The organism is Lentzea sp. NPDC006480, from assembly GCF_040611995.1.
Lineage (GTDB): Bacteria > Actinomycetota > Actinomycetes > Mycobacteriales > Pseudonocardiaceae > Lentzea.
The window spans coordinates 91,641-107,648 of the sequence record NZ_JBEXPJ010000009.1; the positions used below are offsets into that span (position 1 = coordinate 91,641).

The 16,008-nt window shown below is 69.3% G+C and carries 14 protein-coding genes; 10 read left to right on the plus strand and 4 right to left on the minus strand.

The features are described from left to right. Positions 1-179 precede the first annotated feature (179 nt). Entirely contained in the window at positions 180-2,243 is a 2,064-nt protein-coding gene (locus ABZX92_RS06265; protein ID WP_355554640.1) for a LuxR C-terminal-related transcriptional regulator, read from the minus strand. Between the two features lie 208 nt (positions 2,244-2,451). On the opposite strand from ABZX92_RS06265, the gene ABZX92_RS06270 reads away from it, so the two are divergent. Beyond that, positions 2,452-2,835: an SsgA family sporulation/cell division regulator gene (locus ABZX92_RS06270; RefSeq protein ID WP_355554642.1), complete on the plus strand. Its 384-nt coding sequence runs from the start codon at positions 2,452-2,454 to the stop codon at positions 2,833-2,835. On the opposite strand, the gene ABZX92_RS06275 is transcribed toward ABZX92_RS06270, so the two are convergent. The 3 genes from ABZX92_RS06275 to ABZX92_RS06285 all read right to left on the minus strand — a co-directional run bounded on the left by ABZX92_RS06275 (position 2,827) and on the right by ABZX92_RS06285 (position 8,232). Next, positions 2,827-5,142 carry a tetratricopeptide repeat protein gene (locus ABZX92_RS06275; protein WP_355554644.1) on the minus strand — a complete coding sequence of 772 codons (2,316 nt, stop codon included), beginning with the start codon at positions 5,140-5,142 and terminating at the stop codon, positions 2,827-2,829. The two genes, ABZX92_RS06270 and ABZX92_RS06275, sit on opposite strands and share 9 nt — an antisense overlap. Positions 5,143-5,161: 19 nt before the next feature. After that, complete coding sequence (locus ABZX92_RS06280; RefSeq protein ID WP_355554646.1) at positions 5,162-7,414, minus strand: helix-turn-helix domain-containing protein; 2,253 nt, start codon at positions 7,412-7,414, stop codon at positions 5,162-5,164. Between the two features lie 170 nt (positions 7,415-7,584). After that, entirely contained in the window at positions 7,585-8,232 is a 648-nt protein-coding gene (locus ABZX92_RS06285; protein ID WP_355554648.1) for a GntR family transcriptional regulator, read from the minus strand. 103 nt (positions 8,233-8,335) lie between these two features. On the opposite strand from ABZX92_RS06285, the gene ABZX92_RS06290 reads away from it, so the two are divergent. From ABZX92_RS06290 to ABZX92_RS06330, 9 genes are all read left to right on the plus strand, one after another. Beyond that, positions 8,336-9,289 carry an asparaginase gene (locus ABZX92_RS06290; RefSeq protein ID WP_355554650.1) on the plus strand — a complete coding sequence of 318 codons (954 nt, stop codon included), beginning with the start codon at positions 8,336-8,338 and terminating at the stop codon, positions 9,287-9,289. Between the two features lie 23 nt (positions 9,290-9,312). After that, positions 9,313-9,603 (plus strand): hypothetical protein, encoded by a 291-nt coding sequence (locus ABZX92_RS06295; RefSeq protein ID WP_355554652.1) that lies wholly within the window; start codon positions 9,313-9,315, stop codon positions 9,601-9,603. Between the two features lie 110 nt (positions 9,604-9,713). After that, positions 9,714-10,136, plus strand: a complete 423-nt coding sequence (msrB, locus tag ABZX92_RS06300) for a peptide-methionine (R)-S-oxide reductase MsrB (protein WP_355554654.1) — start codon at positions 9,714-9,716, stop codon at positions 10,134-10,136. A 266-nt stretch (positions 10,137-10,402) separates the two neighbouring features. Beyond that, a complete protein-coding gene (locus ABZX92_RS06305) occupies positions 10,403-11,311 on the plus strand; it encodes a TIGR04222 domain-containing membrane protein (protein WP_355554656.1) in 909 nt (302 codons plus the stop codon). Between the two features lie 97 nt (positions 11,312-11,408). Further along, positions 11,409-12,305: a TIGR04222 domain-containing membrane protein gene (locus ABZX92_RS06310; RefSeq protein WP_355554658.1), complete on the plus strand. Its 897-nt coding sequence runs from the start codon at positions 11,409-11,411 to the stop codon at positions 12,303-12,305. 11 nt (positions 12,306-12,316) lie between these two features. Next, the gene (locus ABZX92_RS06315) at positions 12,317-13,114 is read left to right on the plus strand and encodes a TIGR04222 domain-containing membrane protein (protein ID WP_355554660.1); all 798 of its coding nucleotides are present in this window, start codon (positions 12,317-12,319) and stop codon (positions 13,112-13,114) included. Then, positions 13,114-13,932 (plus strand): DUF692 domain-containing protein, encoded by an 819-nt coding sequence (locus ABZX92_RS06320; protein WP_355554662.1) that lies wholly within the window; start codon positions 13,114-13,116, stop codon positions 13,930-13,932. Before ABZX92_RS06315 ends, ABZX92_RS06320 begins: the two co-directional genes overlap by 1 nt. 1 nt (position 13,933) lies before the next feature. Then, entirely contained in the window at positions 13,934-14,296 is a 363-nt protein-coding gene (locus ABZX92_RS06325; protein ID WP_355554664.1) for a hypothetical protein, read from the plus strand. A gap of 165 nt (positions 14,297-14,461) precedes the next feature. Continuing rightward, positions 14,462-15,976: a S8 family serine peptidase gene (locus tag ABZX92_RS06330; RefSeq protein WP_355554666.1), complete on the plus strand. Its 1,515-nt coding sequence runs from the start codon at positions 14,462-14,464 to the stop codon at positions 15,974-15,976. Positions 15,977-16,008 lie beyond the last annotated feature (32 nt).

The window sequence follows — 16,008 nt, forward strand, 5'->3', positions numbered from 1 at the left end:
GTGATCGTGCCCAGCAGCACGTCGTGCACGTCGTGCTCGGGTGCGGCGGGCCCGATCGGCTCGTTGTTGGCAGACATGGTGTGGCTCCCGTCGTTTCGTTGCTGTTGTTGGCAAAGAACGACGGGATCACCGCACCCGGTTCATCTCCGTTTGGGTGACAACGAATCTCAAATGGGGTCTCAAATGGGACCGAAGACGGAAGACAACTGCACCCGCCTGCTGATTCCGGCCTTGCGGTAGACGCGGGTCAGATGCAGCTCGACCGCTCGCTGGGTGACGTTGAACCGGGTGGCGATCTCCCGGTTCGTCTCACCTTCCAGCGCCAGCTCGACGATGCGCGACTCGTGCGGTGTGAGCTTTCCCCACGCGCCACAACGCACCAGTGTCGGTCGTTCGACCAACGCCGCCCGTGCTTCTTCGGCCAGCTCAACGACTCCGGCCCGTTCGGCATCAGCCAGAGCGGCCCGCGGCGAGCCCAGCGCGAGGTGCAGCCGCGCGCGCTGGTGCAGCAACATCATGCACACCCACGCCGGCGACAACGTGCCGGTGTAACCGAGACGCACCAACATCTCCCGAGCCTCGCCAAGCCGTCCGCAGTCCACACAGGACGAAACGAACGCCGCCGCCGCCAGCGCCACGCACCCTCGTGCGGGCGAGGTGCGCCCGGCCAGCGAGTGCATGAGCCGGAACACCTCGGCGTGCCGGCCGCTCGCCCCGTGCGCCCACATCTCCAACGCGACCAGCCAGTCGTTCTCCGCGCCGACGAGCCGGTCCCGCAGCGGGAGATCCAGCAGCGCACGAGACGACCCGCCGCGCAGAAGTCCAAGCCCCGCAAGGACGAGCGACGGCATCGCGTGCTCAGGAAGATCGTCGAGCACCTGCTCGGCACCCTCGCCCGACCAGAACGCGCGCAACGCCGGTGAGTCGGCTGTCCGCGGCCCGCTCAACGGACTCATCGCCATCGCGACGGCCCGGTACGACTCCGGTGGCCCTTCATCTCCAGCAGGCACACCGAGAACGTCCTCGTCGCACTGCCAGTCGAGCACCACGGCGGCGAGCCAGTCCAAGGCGCCATCGGGGTTTCCCTCGGCCGACAGCCGCTGCCAGCACCGCGCCAGCTCGTCCGCGTGCGGGGCGATCCCGCACCGCAGGTGGAGATCCGCCAGCGCGATCGCCACCTGTGCGGCGACCTGCCCGCTCATCGGCTCGCGCAACGCCGCCCGCAGGCACCGCACCGCCTGCTCGGGCCGTCCCGCTGCCCGGTGCAGCCGCGCGGCCGTTCGCAACGCGGGCGCCACCCAATGCGCCCCAACGGGTTCCGCGCACGCCACGACGTGCTCAGCCATCGCGGTCACCGGGTCGCAGCGCCGGTGCATCGCCTCCGCGGCCGCGCGATGCAGGCGTTCGCGCAGGTCCGGTGCCATCTCCTGGCAGATCGCCTGACTCAACGCCGGCGAGACGATCCGCACCGGCTCACCAAGAGCGAGCCGGGCGTCGGCAAGACGTTCGAACGCGGCCAGTGTCGCGCAGGAGTCCATCCCGGCGACCTCGCGCAGCAGGTCCAGCGGCGCACTCCCCAGCACCGCCAGGGCACGGGCCACCGTCACGGCATCGGCGTCCAGCACCTGCCAGTACCGCCGCACGGCCTGCAACAGGCGCGGCGACCGCAAGCCGCGCAACGAACCCGCGGACACCTCGCCGGGCTCCAGGAGATCGAGAACATCGTTCAGCACGCCCGGCGCTCCACCGCAGTGGTCCAGGCACAACGAGATCAGCTCGGGCGAGGCCTCGGCGTCGAACCGGCGCCGGATCATCTCGGCCACCACGTCGGCGCCGACAGGTCGCAACGGCACCCGCACGGCACCCGCGACGAGATCAACCAGGCCCGGCGGCGGCGCCACGGGGTCGAAGTCGCCGGCGAGCACCACGACGCCCCGGAACCGCGCCAGCCGCTCGGTCTCCTCGGCCGACAGCCGCTCGGCGTCGTCCACCAGCAGCAACGTGTCGCCCCCGGACAACGCCCGCAACCCGCGCACCGGCCGCATCCCGGTGCGCACCGCGATCGAGGAGGCGACGCATAACAAGGCGCTCTTGCCCATTCCCGCCGCCCCGTGGACGACACACGACCGCCCACCACCCAGCGCGGCTGTCAAGGCGGCGATCTCCCGCTCCCGCCCCACCAGCACGCCACCGGCCCGGCGCACGACGGCCTCGACGAGTCCGGGGCGCAGCGGGGTGACCATGCCGTCCAGCAAAACGCGAGAGGGCTCGCAGAACCATGCAGAACGACCGGCAGAAAGTTCCGCATCTCTGCCCGTTCGCACAGCCGAAACGCCTGGCAGGCCACTGCCGGGGCGATCCGATTGGTAATGGCAACGGCCCACCTTGAACCAATTCGGCACCCATTACGTGACAACTGCTGAACACAGGCGAACACCTCAGGGAGTCCCGATGCGGGTCGCGTCACGCACCGTCTTCGACTTCGTCCGGCCGAACGGCACCACCGCTCCGGTCGAGACGGAACTGCTCTACCAGTCGGAGGACCCGTACGCGGTGACGATGAGGTTCCACGCCGGCGGCGCGGTCGCGACCTGGATCATGGGCAGGGACCTGCTGATCGAGGGCATGACCAAGCCGGCCGGTCTCGGTGACGTCCGGCTGCGGCCGCACGCCAGCCGCACGCTGGTGCTAGAGCTGATCTCCGACCGGCACGTCACGGTGTTCCGGCTGCCCACCGGCACGCTGCGGAAGTTCCTCGACGCCAGCTACCGGCTGGTGCCGCCCGGTGCCGAGAACTTCGACGCGGACGCGTTCCTCGACACGGTCCTACGCTGAGAGCTTGAGCGCCGCGGCCAGGTCCTGCTGCAACCTGGCCATGCCAGGCGACTCGTGACCGTCGGACTCCGCGAGCGCGCGCACCCGATGCCGGGTAGCCGAATCGTGGTCGTTCATCCGCTCGCAGACGTCCGCGAGCGCGATCAGGACGGACACCTTGGACTCCGGGTCGGCGATCCCCTCGGCGGCAGCGGTCAGCTGCTCACGAGCCTCGGCGAGGCGTCCGGCGTTGCGCAGCGCGAGACCGCGGGTGTGCAGGACAAGAGCACGCACGCCGGTCACCGAAGGCTCCACGAGCGCTTCGGCCTGGTCCGCCACCGCGAGCGCCTCTTCGTGCTCCCCCGCCGCGGTGAGGCTGTCCGCGAGGCGCAGCATCAGTTGGGCCGCGTTCTCGTCGGACACACCGCCCTTGGCCCGTTCCTCGGCCACGCACGCGCGGTGCGTGGCGACGGCGTCAGCGTGCCGGCCGAGCCGGGTCAGCAGCACTCCCGCGAACGACAGCGAGATCACCACCCCCAGCGGCGACCCGGCCTCGCGGAACAGCTCGGCGGCGCGGCGAGAATGGGTCACGCCCGTCTCGTGGTCACCCGTGCGGGTCTCGATCGCCGCGCGGTAGTAGTGCGCCCAGGCGGTTTCGAGCACCGAACCGCACTCCTGCGCGACGCGCAGGGCTCGCTCGTGCGTCGCGGTGGCCAGCGGAATGTTGTGTACACGAGCTGCATACACCCAGCACACGAAGTTGAGCTGTTGAGCTTCCTGCTCCTGTATACCGAGTGCATGCGCGGCGTCGACGCCCGCTGTGTACACCTCCAGCCACAGCTCGCCTGGGCCCCGATGGTCGGAGTACCAGTGCATCGAGCGAGCCAGCGCGAGCACCTTCTCGTGTGCCCCGTCGGCGATCGCCTCGCGAAAGGCGCCACGCCAGTTCGCCAGTTCCGCCGAGAGCCACCGGTCCGCGCTCGCCAGGTCGGACGCACCCTGCTCGTCGGGGTGGAACGACGACGCGGCGGCCGTTGCGGTCGTCAGCAGCCAATCGCGCGTGCGCAGGCGGTGTGTCTCGAGGTCTGCCTCCTCGCTGTGCAAGCGTTCGCGCGCGTAGTCGCGAATCAGGTCGTGGCACGAGTACCGGCCAGGAACCTCCGGCCGCAGCAGCGACGCGTCGACGAGCTCTTCCAGCAACGTCTCCGCTTCGTCGGCCGGGATGTCGGCGGCGACCGCGGCCAGTGCGACGGACGTGTCCGGGCCGTGCACCAGCGCGAGCCGGCGGAAGATCGTCCGCGTCTGCGGGGCGAGCTGGCGGTAGGACATCTCGAACGCGGTGCGCACCTGGACGTCGCCGGTCGCGAGCACGTCGAGGCGTTCCCGCTGGTCGGAGAGCTGGTCGGAGAGCTGCCGCAACGACCAGGTGGTGCGGCCGGTCAGCCGGTGTCCCGCGATGGCCAGCGCCAGCGGCACTCCCCCGCACAACGACGCGACGACGCCCGCAGCCTCCTGGTCGGCGTTGATCCGGTCCGCACCGGCCGCCGCGGCGAGCAGCTCGACGGCTCCCTCGTGACTCAGCGGCCCGAGGCCCAGGCGAGAGCGGCAGTCCAGGCCCGCCAGCACGTTCCGGCTGGTCACCAGCACGAGCGAACCAGGACTGGCCGCGAGCAACGGCCGCACCTGCGCCTCGTTCGCGGCGTTGTCGAGCACGAGCAGCACGGTCCGTTCGCGCAGCATCGACCGGTAGAGGCGGAAACGGTCGTCGGCGTCGGCCGGCATCCGCGAGTCCGGCACCCCGAACGCCCGCAGCACCCGCGCGGCCGCTCGTTCCGGGGTGAGCGGAGCGGCGTCCATGCCGCGCAGGTCGAGGTAGAGCAGGCCGTCGGCGAACATGCCGGCGAAGCGGTGGGCCGCGTCGACCGCGAGCGATGTCTTGCCCACGCCTGGCGGTCCGTGCAGGACGACGACGTCCAGCACCCACGACGAGGCCGCGCGGTCGATGCAGTCGGCGAGGTCCTGTTGCTCCTGAGCGCGGCCGATCAAAGGCTTCGCGGGCGGTGGCGCGCAATCCGTGCGTTCGGCGCGAGGCGTGGAGATCTCCGGCGACCTGGCGAGCGCGATGAACTCCTGGGTCTCCCCCTCGTCGAGCCCGAGTCCGGTCACCAGCAGCTCGACCGTCTGCGTCTGCGGGGTCTGCACGCGGCCGCGTTCGAGATCGCTCAGCGCGCGGACGCTCAAGCCCGTGCGCGCGGCGAGATCCTCCTGCGTGAGGCTCGCACGCCGCCGGTAGAACCTCAGGAACTCGCTGAAGGTGGTTGCCCGCATTCCCTCACCCTCTGGACCGTCACTCCCAGGACAGGCACTCCCGCACCTCGGCGGCGATCTTGCGCGTGGCGTCCGTGTCCCACCGCTCGCACGCCGTGAGCGAGTCTCGCAGATGATTTTGATACGCGCTGTCATCGCCCCGTGACTTGGCGTTGTCCGCCAGCGCGCGCATCGCCTGGATCTCTCTCACGCCGTCGCCGCACGCGCGGAACCCGTCCAAGGCCTTCCTGAAGTCCTCATCGGACTCGGCGAGGCGGCCAGCGAGCCGGTGCGCCTCGGCGCGGTGCCACTGTGCGCGCGCACGCCACGACTTCATCCGTGCGCGTGCATAGACCTCTTCGGCTTCCGTCAGCGCAGACACGGCTTCGTCCGCCTTGTGCGCGTCCATCAGGGCGAGGCCGAGCCACCAGAGAGTGCGACCGAGCGCGGAAAGTTCATAAGTGGTGCGAGCGAACGTGCTCAGTTCGTTCGCGACCTCTGTGTGCACGGCGACTGCGGCGTCCGCACGGCCCATGCGCTGCCACAACACACCGAGCACCGACCGCGCGTAGAGGATGTCCATCGGTTCGCGCATCCACTCGATCGCCTTGCGGCACACGCGTTCCGCCTCGTCGAGGTCGCCGAGCCCGCTGTGCGAGGCCGACGCGATCAACCACACCCAGCCGATGTGCCCGGTCTCCCCCGACTCCTCGGCTCGTCGCGCCGCGCGGGTCAGCACCTCCAGCGCGTCGCCCGAGCGGCCCATCACGTCGAACAGCACCCAGCCGAGCTGGCCGCGGATCACGATCTCCTGCCACGGTTCGCGCGCCGAATCCAGTGCCGTGCGGTAGATGCGTTCCCAGATCGGGCTCGGTTCGATGGCGGCGTAGTGCGAGAGTGCGATCACCGCGCGCACCACGTCGTCGTGCATTCCTTGGCCCTGCGCCTGTTCGACGATCTCGGGCATCAGGTCGCGGTGCTCGTCCAGCCACCGGCGCGCGGTCGCGAGGTCCATCTCGCCGCGTGGCTCCACGCGCCGTGCGTCACCGGTCTGTCCGAAAAGGACTCCGGCGGTGACGGTGGTTTCCAGGAGCGAGGCGAGCATCGTGCGCCGTGCGTCGTCGTCCGTGGCGTCGATCAGGCCGTTGGCGAACGTGCGGACGAGGCCGTGGATCGAGTACCCGCGCTCGTCGGGCTCCAGCAGGCTCACGTCGGCGAGGTCCTCCAACGCCTGTTCCGCCTCCGCGACGTCGATTCCGGCCAGCGCGGCGGCGAGTTCCGGCGTCACGTGCGTGCCGATCAGCAGCCCCAGCCTGCGGAACACGAGCTGAGCGGTGCCGGGCAGGTGCGCGAGCGACACCTCGAACGCGCCCCGGACCTCCAGGTCGCCGGCGGTCAGGGCCGCCAGCCTGCGTTCCTCGATCTGCTCGGCCAGGTGCGCGAGCGGCCAGCGCGGGCGGCTGGCGAGCCGGTTGCCCGCGATCCGCAACGCGAGCGGCGACATCCCGCACAGCCTGACGATCTCGCGCGCGGTCCTGAGATCCGCCTCGACACGCTGGGTTCCGATGATGGACGCGAGCAGCTCCAGCGCGGCCTCTTCGGTGAGGCCGCCGAGCCGGATCCACGTGGCACCGACGAGTCCGGTGAGCCGTCGACGGGACGTCACGACCGTGAGGCAGCCAGGCGAGTCGGCCGCGAGCGCGTGGACCTCCTCCTCACAGTCCGCCCCGTCGAGCACGAGCAGTAGGCGCCGTCCCGCGAGCAACGACCGGTAGAGCCTGATCTGCCCACGCTCGTCCTCTGGCAGATGCTCAGCGGGCACCCCGAGGTCCTTCAGCAACCGCTGCAGCGGCGGCGTGGACCCCTCCAGTTCGATGAGCAGCTGACCGTCCGGAAAACACTCCTCAAGCAGATGGGCGGCCCTCACGGCGAGGCTCGTCTTACCCGTACCCGCAGCACCGTGGACGACAACGAGCCCACTGCGCTTTTCGGCGATCGTGAACAGCTCCGGGTCCCGGCCGACGAGGTCCGCCACGTACATCGACAGCGACCGGACCGGCCCAGGCGGCGCGACCCGGCCCGCTCTGGCGAGCCTGCGCAGCTCCTCCCGGTCGTGTTCGTCCAGGTCAAGGGCGTCGAGCAACGCCTCGGTGGTGCACCGCTGAGGTGACCGGGCGCGGCCGCGTTCCATGTCGCTGATCGCGTGGACGCTGACGCCGGACCGCTCGCTGAGATCCTCCTGGCTGAGCCCGGCCGCCTTGCGGTGGTGAACGAGCCGCGCGCCGAACGTCATGAGACCAAATTAGCGCCATGGCCGTGACCCGTGCCGCATCTTCGCCGCTCAGCGGGGCGCCTCACGGCACCGGCCCCACGCCCACAGCCAACCAGGATGAGGACGTGGGGCCGGCACCGCGATGCACCCGTCTGACCACCGAATACGGGACACGGGTCACGGCCATGGCGCTAGCGGTTCAAGCTGGTCAGCATCTGCGCACACACGCGAGAGAGGTGTCGCCGCATCACCGTGGACGCCCGCGCGGCGTCGCCGTCCTCGATCGCCTTCACGAGTTCGTCGTGGTCGTCCATCGACGCGTGCGTGTGCCCAGGGTCGTCCGCCAGAGTGCTGCGGAGGAGCACGACACGTTGCTGGACGAGGCGTACCTGCTCGGCGATCCGTGGGCTGCGCGCGGCGTCGATGAGCGTCTGGTGGAACGCGAGGTCCAGCCGATACGGGAACTGCCGCCCCGCCTTGTAGTCGCGCCGGCTCTCCGCACACACCTCGTGGAGCCTCACCAAATCCACATCGGTGCGCCGCGAGGCCGCCAGCTCCGCCGCCGCGCACTCCAGCGCGGTCCGCAGTTCGAACAGCGCCTTGACCTCGTCGGAGTCGGTGTCGGGCACGAACGCGCCCCGGTGCGGCACCAGCTGCAGCAAGCCCTCGGAGGCCAGGTGCCGGATCGCCTCGCGCAACGGACCGCGGCTGATGCCGAGCTTCTGCGCCACCTCGACCTCGTTGACCCGGGATCCTGGAGGGATTTCCCCAGTGAGCACCTGCTCGCGCAAGACGTCCACGGCCTGCCCGGCAAGACTGAGGTGCAGCGGAGGTGTCACGTTCGTCTCCTGCTCTGGACGGCACAGGCCGTCTCCTGGTTACATTAGCCACGTTGTCAACTGTCGACAGTTGGCAGTTTTACGGACTGGCAGGAGGGGTGGCATGGCACACGAGGTTGTGGCTGAGGTCTGGCGCGGCGACTTCCTGGAGTCGGTGCACCACGGCACCGTCGTCGCCACCGACGCCGCCGGCACCCCCACCCTGGAAATCGGACGGCCGGGCGACGTCGCGTTCCCGCGTTCGTCGAACAAGCCCCTGCAAGCCCTCGCGATGCTCCGCAGCGGCCTGGACCTCGACGGTGAACTGCTCGCGCTGGCCTGCGCGTCGCACTCCGGCGAGGACTTCCACGTCGAGGGCGCGCTCCGGATCCTCGCGTCAGCGGGTCTGGACGAGACCGCCCTGCAGTGCACGGCCGACATGCCACTCGGCGAGAGCGCTCGCGCCCAGCACCTCGCCCGTGGCCTCGACGCCGCCCCGAAGTACATGAACTGCTCCGGCAAGCACGCCGCCATGCTCGCCACCTGCGTCGCCAACGGGTGGTCCACCGGGGAGTACCTGGACCCGACGCACCCGCTGCAGGTCGCCACCCGCGAGACGATCGAGGACGTGGCCGGCGAACCCGTCGCCCAGGTCGGCGTCGACGGCTGCGGTGCCCCGATCTTCGCAATCAGCCTCACGGGCCTGGCGCGCGCGTTCGGCCGCCTCGCCGCTGCCCCGGCCGGCACCCTCGAACACCGCGTCGCCGCCGCCATGAACGCCTTCCCGCAGTGGGTCGGCGGTACGGGCCGTGACGTCACCGTGCTGATGGACGCCTTGCCCGGCGTCATCGCGAAGGACGGCGCCGAGGGCGTCTACGCGGTCGGTCTGCCCACCGGCGAGGGGGTCGCGTTGAAGATCGCCGACGGCTCGTCGCGCGCCCGCGCGGTCGTCATCGTGGCGGTGCTCAAGCGGCTCGGCGTGGACGTGAGCAAGGTGGAGGACCTGGCGACCGTCCCGGTCCTCGGACACGGCCGAACCGTTGGTGCCGTTAAGCCCTCGCTTGCCTTGGCCAGTTGATCCCAGGCACTACTCTGGGGGTTATGGGCGATTCGAAGGACGAGAGCGAGAAGTTCCAGGAGGAGCTGATCGGCCTCGACCCGCACGACCCCGAGACCCAGGCGTTCGCCGACCACCTGGACAAGATGAAGCGCCAGCGCCCCGGTTACACGGTCGAGGGCTACCTCGAGGGCGTGCAGGACTTCGCCGACTCCGCCAACCGCACGACCGGCCACCAGCGACTGGTGGCCGTGCTGGTGGTCGGGCTGATCCTGCTCGGCGTGATCCTGACGATCTGGTTCGCGCTGAGCGACATCCTCACCATCATCTTCTGAGCCAACATCTTCTGGTCCAAACGAGGACGACTTCTTAACGAGGCCTTACGTCGCCGCGCACCTCGTCGCCGCCGGGAAGCCCAGCAACCGTGCCCGCGTTATAAAGGGACATGGAACCTGTTGTCGGCGCCACCCCGAAAGTCGTGCGTTCCGAAGAGGAATGGCGCGCCCAGCTGAAACCCGCCGAGTACGCGGTGCTGCGCCAGGCAGGCACCGAGCGTCCGTGGACCGGCGAGTACACCGAGACCAAGACCGAGGGCATCTACGAGTGCCGCGCGTGCGGAGCCGAGTTGTTCCGCAGCGACACCAAGTTCGACTCGCACTGCGGCTGGCCGTCGTTCTTCTCACCACTCGCCGGGGAGTCGGTGATCCTGCGTGAGGACCGCGAGCTCGGCATGGTCCGCGTCGAGGTGCTCTGCGCCACATGCCACAGCCACCTGGGGCATGTTTTCGAAGGTGAGGGGTATCCGACCCCGACGGACCAGCGGTACTGCATCAACTCCGTCTCCTTGAAACTCGTTCCGTCCGAATAGGAGACTGGGCCACAGTCCGGCCACCAGGACCGGACCGACCTGGGAGGCACCCATGTACTTCTTCGGTACTGATGGCGAAGGCTCCGGCGGAGTCGACGGCGGCTCGTCCAGCTGAAGACAGCTTCGAAGAGTGAGCCATAGCCACGAACAAGTGACAGAAGACGGACAACCCTAAGGCTTCGTCAACAAGCATTGCGGGCCTGTGGCCTGGACCACACCATGGACGCCACCGAAGCATTTCGGGGGCAGTCAGGGGGGTGGGTGGCATGCAGAAGCCTTGGGGATTGTCCGGCCCGGAGTTCCTTCAGCTGTACTGGATCGGGCTGGCACTGGCCGTGCTGGTCGCGATCGTCGTCCGGGTTCGCGTGCGGGCTGGGCACAGCTCCCAGCCCGTGCGCTCCTTGGACATGGACGAGCTCGCATATCTTGCGGGCGGTCCACGGCGGGTCGTCGAGACCGCCATCGCGCGTCTTCTCACCGCGGGTGAGCTGCGCACTTCCCGGCGTGGCACCGTTCAGGTCACGTCCACCACGAACTCGCTCAACAAGGTGGACCGCGCCGTCATCACCGACAGCCAGCGCTACACCAACCGCACCGTCAACCTGATGATCCCCGCCGTCTCCAAGGACGACGCCGTGACCGAGATCGGCCGCCGCCTGGAGGAGATGGGGCTCGTCGTGCACCCGGACGTCGCGAAAAGCGCGCTGCGCAAGGGATCCATCGCGTTGTGGGTGCTGTTCGCGGTCGGGGTCGTCCGCCTGGTCAACGGCCTCGCGATCGGTGCGCCCGTCGGCTACCTGGTGTTGCTGCTCCTGCTCACCGGCGCGGTCATCTTCGTCCTGACGCGCCGGGGCAAGAACCTGCGCACGAGCAAGGGGAACTCGGTGCTCAGCGCGGCTCGTACGTCCTCCAGCAGCAGGATGGCCACCTCCGACGACGCCTTGTACGCGGGCGCGGCGGGGCTGGTCCTCTTCGGCGGCTTGGCCGTGTACCCGGATCTGGCGGTGCGCAGCTCGTTGCTCGCCTCGTCCGGCGGTGCGTCGAGCTATGGCGGTTACAGCGGCGACGGCGGCAGCTACAGCTCGTGTTCGTCCAGTTCTTCCTCGTGTTCAAGCGGAAGCAGCTGTGGTGGGGGCGGCGGCTGTGGTGGCGGTTGCGGCGGAGGCGGCGGCTGACCCGTTTTCCGTTGATCGGTCCTGTTCAGGTAACGCCAGGAACCCAGGGGTAGATCTCACGTCGAAGATGCACTGGCACCAGTGAAGGGGAGTGCTGATGGCCAAGTCTTCGACACCGGGTACGGGCTGTAGACCGGAGGAGATCGGGTTCCTGGCAGGGGGACCGGGCAGAGCGGCGGAGACCGCGCTGGCCCGGCTGATGGACGGCGGTCACGTGCGGATCTCCCGAGAGGGACTCGTGACCGCCGTCCACCAGAACGGCCACGGCGCCAAGACGCGAATCGAGTCGTTCATCCTCAACAGCTTGAACGGCGCGGGCCGCCCGATCGGTCACGTGGTCGGACCGGCGTCGCACAGCCAGGAGATGGGCTCGTTGCGGCAGAGCCTGACCGACCGGGCGATGATCCGCCGGCGCTGGGGCAAGGCGAGCGGCGGCAAGGTTGCCCTCCGGGTGCTGCTGATCCTGGTCGGCGTCGGGTTCCTGGTGGCCACCTTCGCCGCCGACCGGGTGTTCCTGGCCGGCACGGTCGTGGCGTGGTTGCTGGCGTTCCTCCTGCGCGGCAAGAAGATGCTCACACCGACGGGCAAGCGCGCGCTGGGGTACGCACGGACGCATCAACGCAGCCGGGTCGACGCCGTGGCGGTGTACGGGCTGCGGGGCGTGATGGGACGCCAGCGGGTCGCGGACCTGTTCGGCCTGCCTCCCCAGGTGCTGTATTCGCCGGCACCGCTGCACCTGCAGCACAACAAGAGGAAGTCCCGTTCGGACAGTGGTGGCGGCTGTGGATCGAGCTGCAGCAGTTGCGGCAGTGCGTCCAGTTGCTCCAGCAGTAGTTGTTCGAGCAACAGCTGCAACAGCAGCAGCAGCTGCAGCAGTTCCAGTTGCAGCAGCAGCTCCAGCAGCTGTTCGAGCAGCAGCAGTAGTAGTTGCAGCAGCAGCAGTAGTTCGAGCTGCAGCAGCTCAAGCAGCAGCTGCAGCAGTTCCAGCAGTTGAGGGGGAAACTGATGGCAACACCGACGACCGCGCAGGTGGCGCGGCTGTCCGCGGAAGAGGCCGGCTATCTGACCGCGGGACCCGGCCGGGCCGCCGAGACCGTGCTGGCCCGGCTGATCGACGTCGGCGCGGTGCGGGTGTCGCGCGACGGCCACGTCACCGCCGTGCTCCAGCACGACTACCAGGCGACCACGAGCGTCGAGGCGCGGATCCTGAGCTACGCCCGGACGCCGGTCCAGTTCGACACGATCGTGCGGTCGACCGCGAACTGCACCGAGATGGCGGCGCTGCATCAGTACCTGCGCGACCGCGGACTCGTCCAACGCCCCCGCCGCGGCAACCCGGTGTGGGGTCTCTACCTGGCGGTCGCGTTCCTCCTGGTCCTGCTCAGCTTCTCGGCGCCGGTGGTGCTGCTCGGGGTGCCGGTCGCCGTGGCGATCGCCCTCTGGCAGCGGGGCCGGAAAGCCGTCACCGCGGCGGGCAAGGAGGCGTTGCGGCAGGTGACCGCGACGGACCGGGTCCACGCGGTGGCGCTCCACGGCTTCTGCGGCAAGATCAACGGCCGGCCGGTCGGCGAGCTGTTCGACCTGTCCCAGAGCATCGTCAGGATGCTGCCTCTCAAGCAGTCCCGCAAACGGCGGTCCTCTTCGGACAGTGCCGGCGGCTGCGGGTCCAGTTGCAGCAGCTGCGGCAGCGGGTGCGGTAGCAGTAGTTGTGCTTCGAGCAGCAGCTGTTCGTCGAGCGGCAGCAGCTGTTCGTCGGGTAGTAGTTGTGGCAGCGGCTGCGGTGGCGGCGGAGGAGGCGACTGATGGCGGGGATCACGGACCTGGGCGTCGGCATCGGCTGGCGTTCGGAGATCGACCTGACCGTGGAACGGCTGCCCGGCGTGGACTTCGTCGAGGTCGTCGCCGAGAACCTCCACATCGGACACTTGCCGGAGTCGGTGACGTTGCTGCTGGAACGCGGCGTCCCGGTGCTCCCCCACGCCGTCTCGTTGTCGCTCGGCGGCGCGGACCCGGTCGACCTGCACCGCGTCGAGCACCTCGGCAAGATCGCCGAAGCCGTCGGCGCGCCGATGGTGAGCGACCACGTGTGCTTCGTCCGCGCGGGCGGCCTCGACTCGGGCCACCTGATGCCGGTGCCGCGCACCAAGGACGCGCTCGATGTGCTCGTCGCGAACGTCAAGCTGGCGCAGGAGAACCTGCCGGTGCCGCTCGCGCTGGAGAACGTCGCCGCGCTGCTGGAGTGGCCGGACGGCGAGCTCACCGAGGGCCAGTTCCTCGCCGAGCTGGTCGAGCGCACGGACTGCTGGCTGCTCGTCGACGTCGCGAACCTGTACGCGAACGCCCGCAACATCGGCACGGACCCGGAGCGGTTCCTGGACGAGATCCCGTTGGAGCGCCTGGCTTACGTGCACGTGGCCGGCGGCGAGCAGCACGGCGACGTCTATCACGACACGCACGCCCACGCGGTGCTGCCGGAAGTGCTCGGCGTTCTCGACGAACTGTGTTCGCGGGTGCGGCCACCCGGCGTTCTGCTGGAACGCGATGACAACTACCCGTCGGACACCGAAATCGCGAGCGAACTCGCCGCGATCCGCGCTGTGGTGGACAAGTACCGTGACTGAAATGATCGGGAGCAATGACCTTTCGTCCGCACGCGAAAGGCTTGCCACGCAGCAGGCCGAGCTGTTGAATGCTCTGCTCGCGAAAGGACCCGTTCCGGCGGGATTCGACGAACAACGCTTCGACGTCGAGCGACGCGCATTGCTGTCGAAACGCCGCGGCATCGTGCGCATGCTGGGCCCCGCGGTCGCCGACGAGCTCGGCGACCGGTTCCGGCCGCTCTTCGACGCGTACGCCGTGGAAAACCCACGTCGCGCGGGCTCACGCGCGCGCGAGGATGCCGCGTCGTTCGCGGATTGGTGCCGTGCCGCGGGAGAACTGTCAGTGAAACGCAAGACTCGCTGGAAGTTCTGGCAGTCGAACTGACGGGCGAACAGACCGCTGCCCGAAATCGCCCGTTCAGCCCTGTGTGACCCAAGCCACCATCGATACGTTCGAAAGGGTCGGGGGACCTTTTTCACATTGCCGTAGGAGGTTTTCCGGCCTGCGCGGACCACAGCGCGCAGCAATTCGAACCATGAGGGGATTCGAATGCGCGGAAAATCCAAAGTGCTCGGCGCCGCCCTCGCGGCACTGGCACTGACCGCGGGAACGGCGACACAAGTCTCGGCCGCACCGCAACCCACCAGCCCGAAACAGACGATCGACGAGGTCACCCTCGTCACCGGTGACAAGGTCCTGCTGGGACAGGGTCAGCAGGTCGTCGCGATTCAGCCCGGCGACGGCCGCAAGGGCATGACGTTCAAGACCCACCGAGGTGCCGACGGGCACACGATGGTCGTGCCGAAGGACGCGTTCGGGCCCCTGGCGGCGGGCCGGCTCGACCGCAGACTCTTCGACGTCACCACGTTGCTGGAGTTCGGCTACCGCGACCGGATGCCGTTGATCGTGGACGGTCAGGCGAGACTCGGCGCACGGTCCTCGGACGACTGGACCGCTCTCAAGGCCGAAGTGGACTCGGGTGACGAGGTCTGGCTCGACGGCATCCGCAAGCCGACGCTGGACCGCAGCGTCAAGCAGATCGGCGCACCGGCCGCCCACGAGCGCGGCATCACGGGCAAGGGTGTGAAGGTCGCGATCGTCGACACCGGCGTGGACGAGAACCACCCGGACCTCAAGGGTCAGCAGATCGCGGAGAAGAACTTCACCACCGATCCCGACAACACCGACCACGTCGGCCACGGCACGCACGTCGGTTCGACGGTCGCGAGCCACGACTCGAAGTACGGCGGTGTCGCACCGGGTGCGCAACTGCTCGACGCCAAGGTCTGCGTCGAGTTCGGCTGCCAGGAGTCCTGGATCCTCGACGGCATGCGGTGGGCCGCCGAGCAGGGCGCCCAGGTCGTCAACATGAGCCTCGGCGGCGGCGACACCGAGGAGATCGACCCGCTGGAGCAGGCCGTCAACGAGCTGACGGCCAAGTACGGCACGTTGTTCGTCATCGCGGCGGGCAACTCGGGCGGCACCGGTACGGTCAGCTCGCCCAGCACCGCGGAGGCCGCGCTGTCCGTCGGCGCAGTGGACCGCGACGACTCGCTCGCCCCGTTCTCCAGCAAGGGCCCTCGCGTTGGAGACAGCGGTCTCAAGCCCGAGGTGACCGCACCGGGCGTCGGCATCGTCGCAGCAGCTGCGGGCACCAACGGCGAGCACGTCGCATTCAGCGGCACGTCGATGGCGACGCCGCACGTGGCGGGCGCGGCGGCGTTGCTGAAGTCGCAGCACCCGGAGTGGACGCCCGCGCAGCTCAAGTCGGTGCTGGCCACCACGGCCAAGCCGACGGCGGGCCTCAGCGCGTTCGACCAGGGAGCGGGCCGCATCGACGTCTCCAAGGCGATCAACCAGGTGCTGACCGCGGACGTCGTCGCGGTGAACCTCGGCCGCCACGAGTGGCCGCACGGTGACGACAAGCCCGAGACCAAGGCGATCACCTACACCAACCCGACCGACGCGCCGATCACGCTGGACGTGCAGCTGACCAGCGGTGCGCCGCAGGGCATGTTCGCGCTGGGCGCCACGAAGGTCACGTACTGCGCGGCGCCGGCGTAGTCCGCTTTGTCGATCTTGCCACCGGTCGAGGC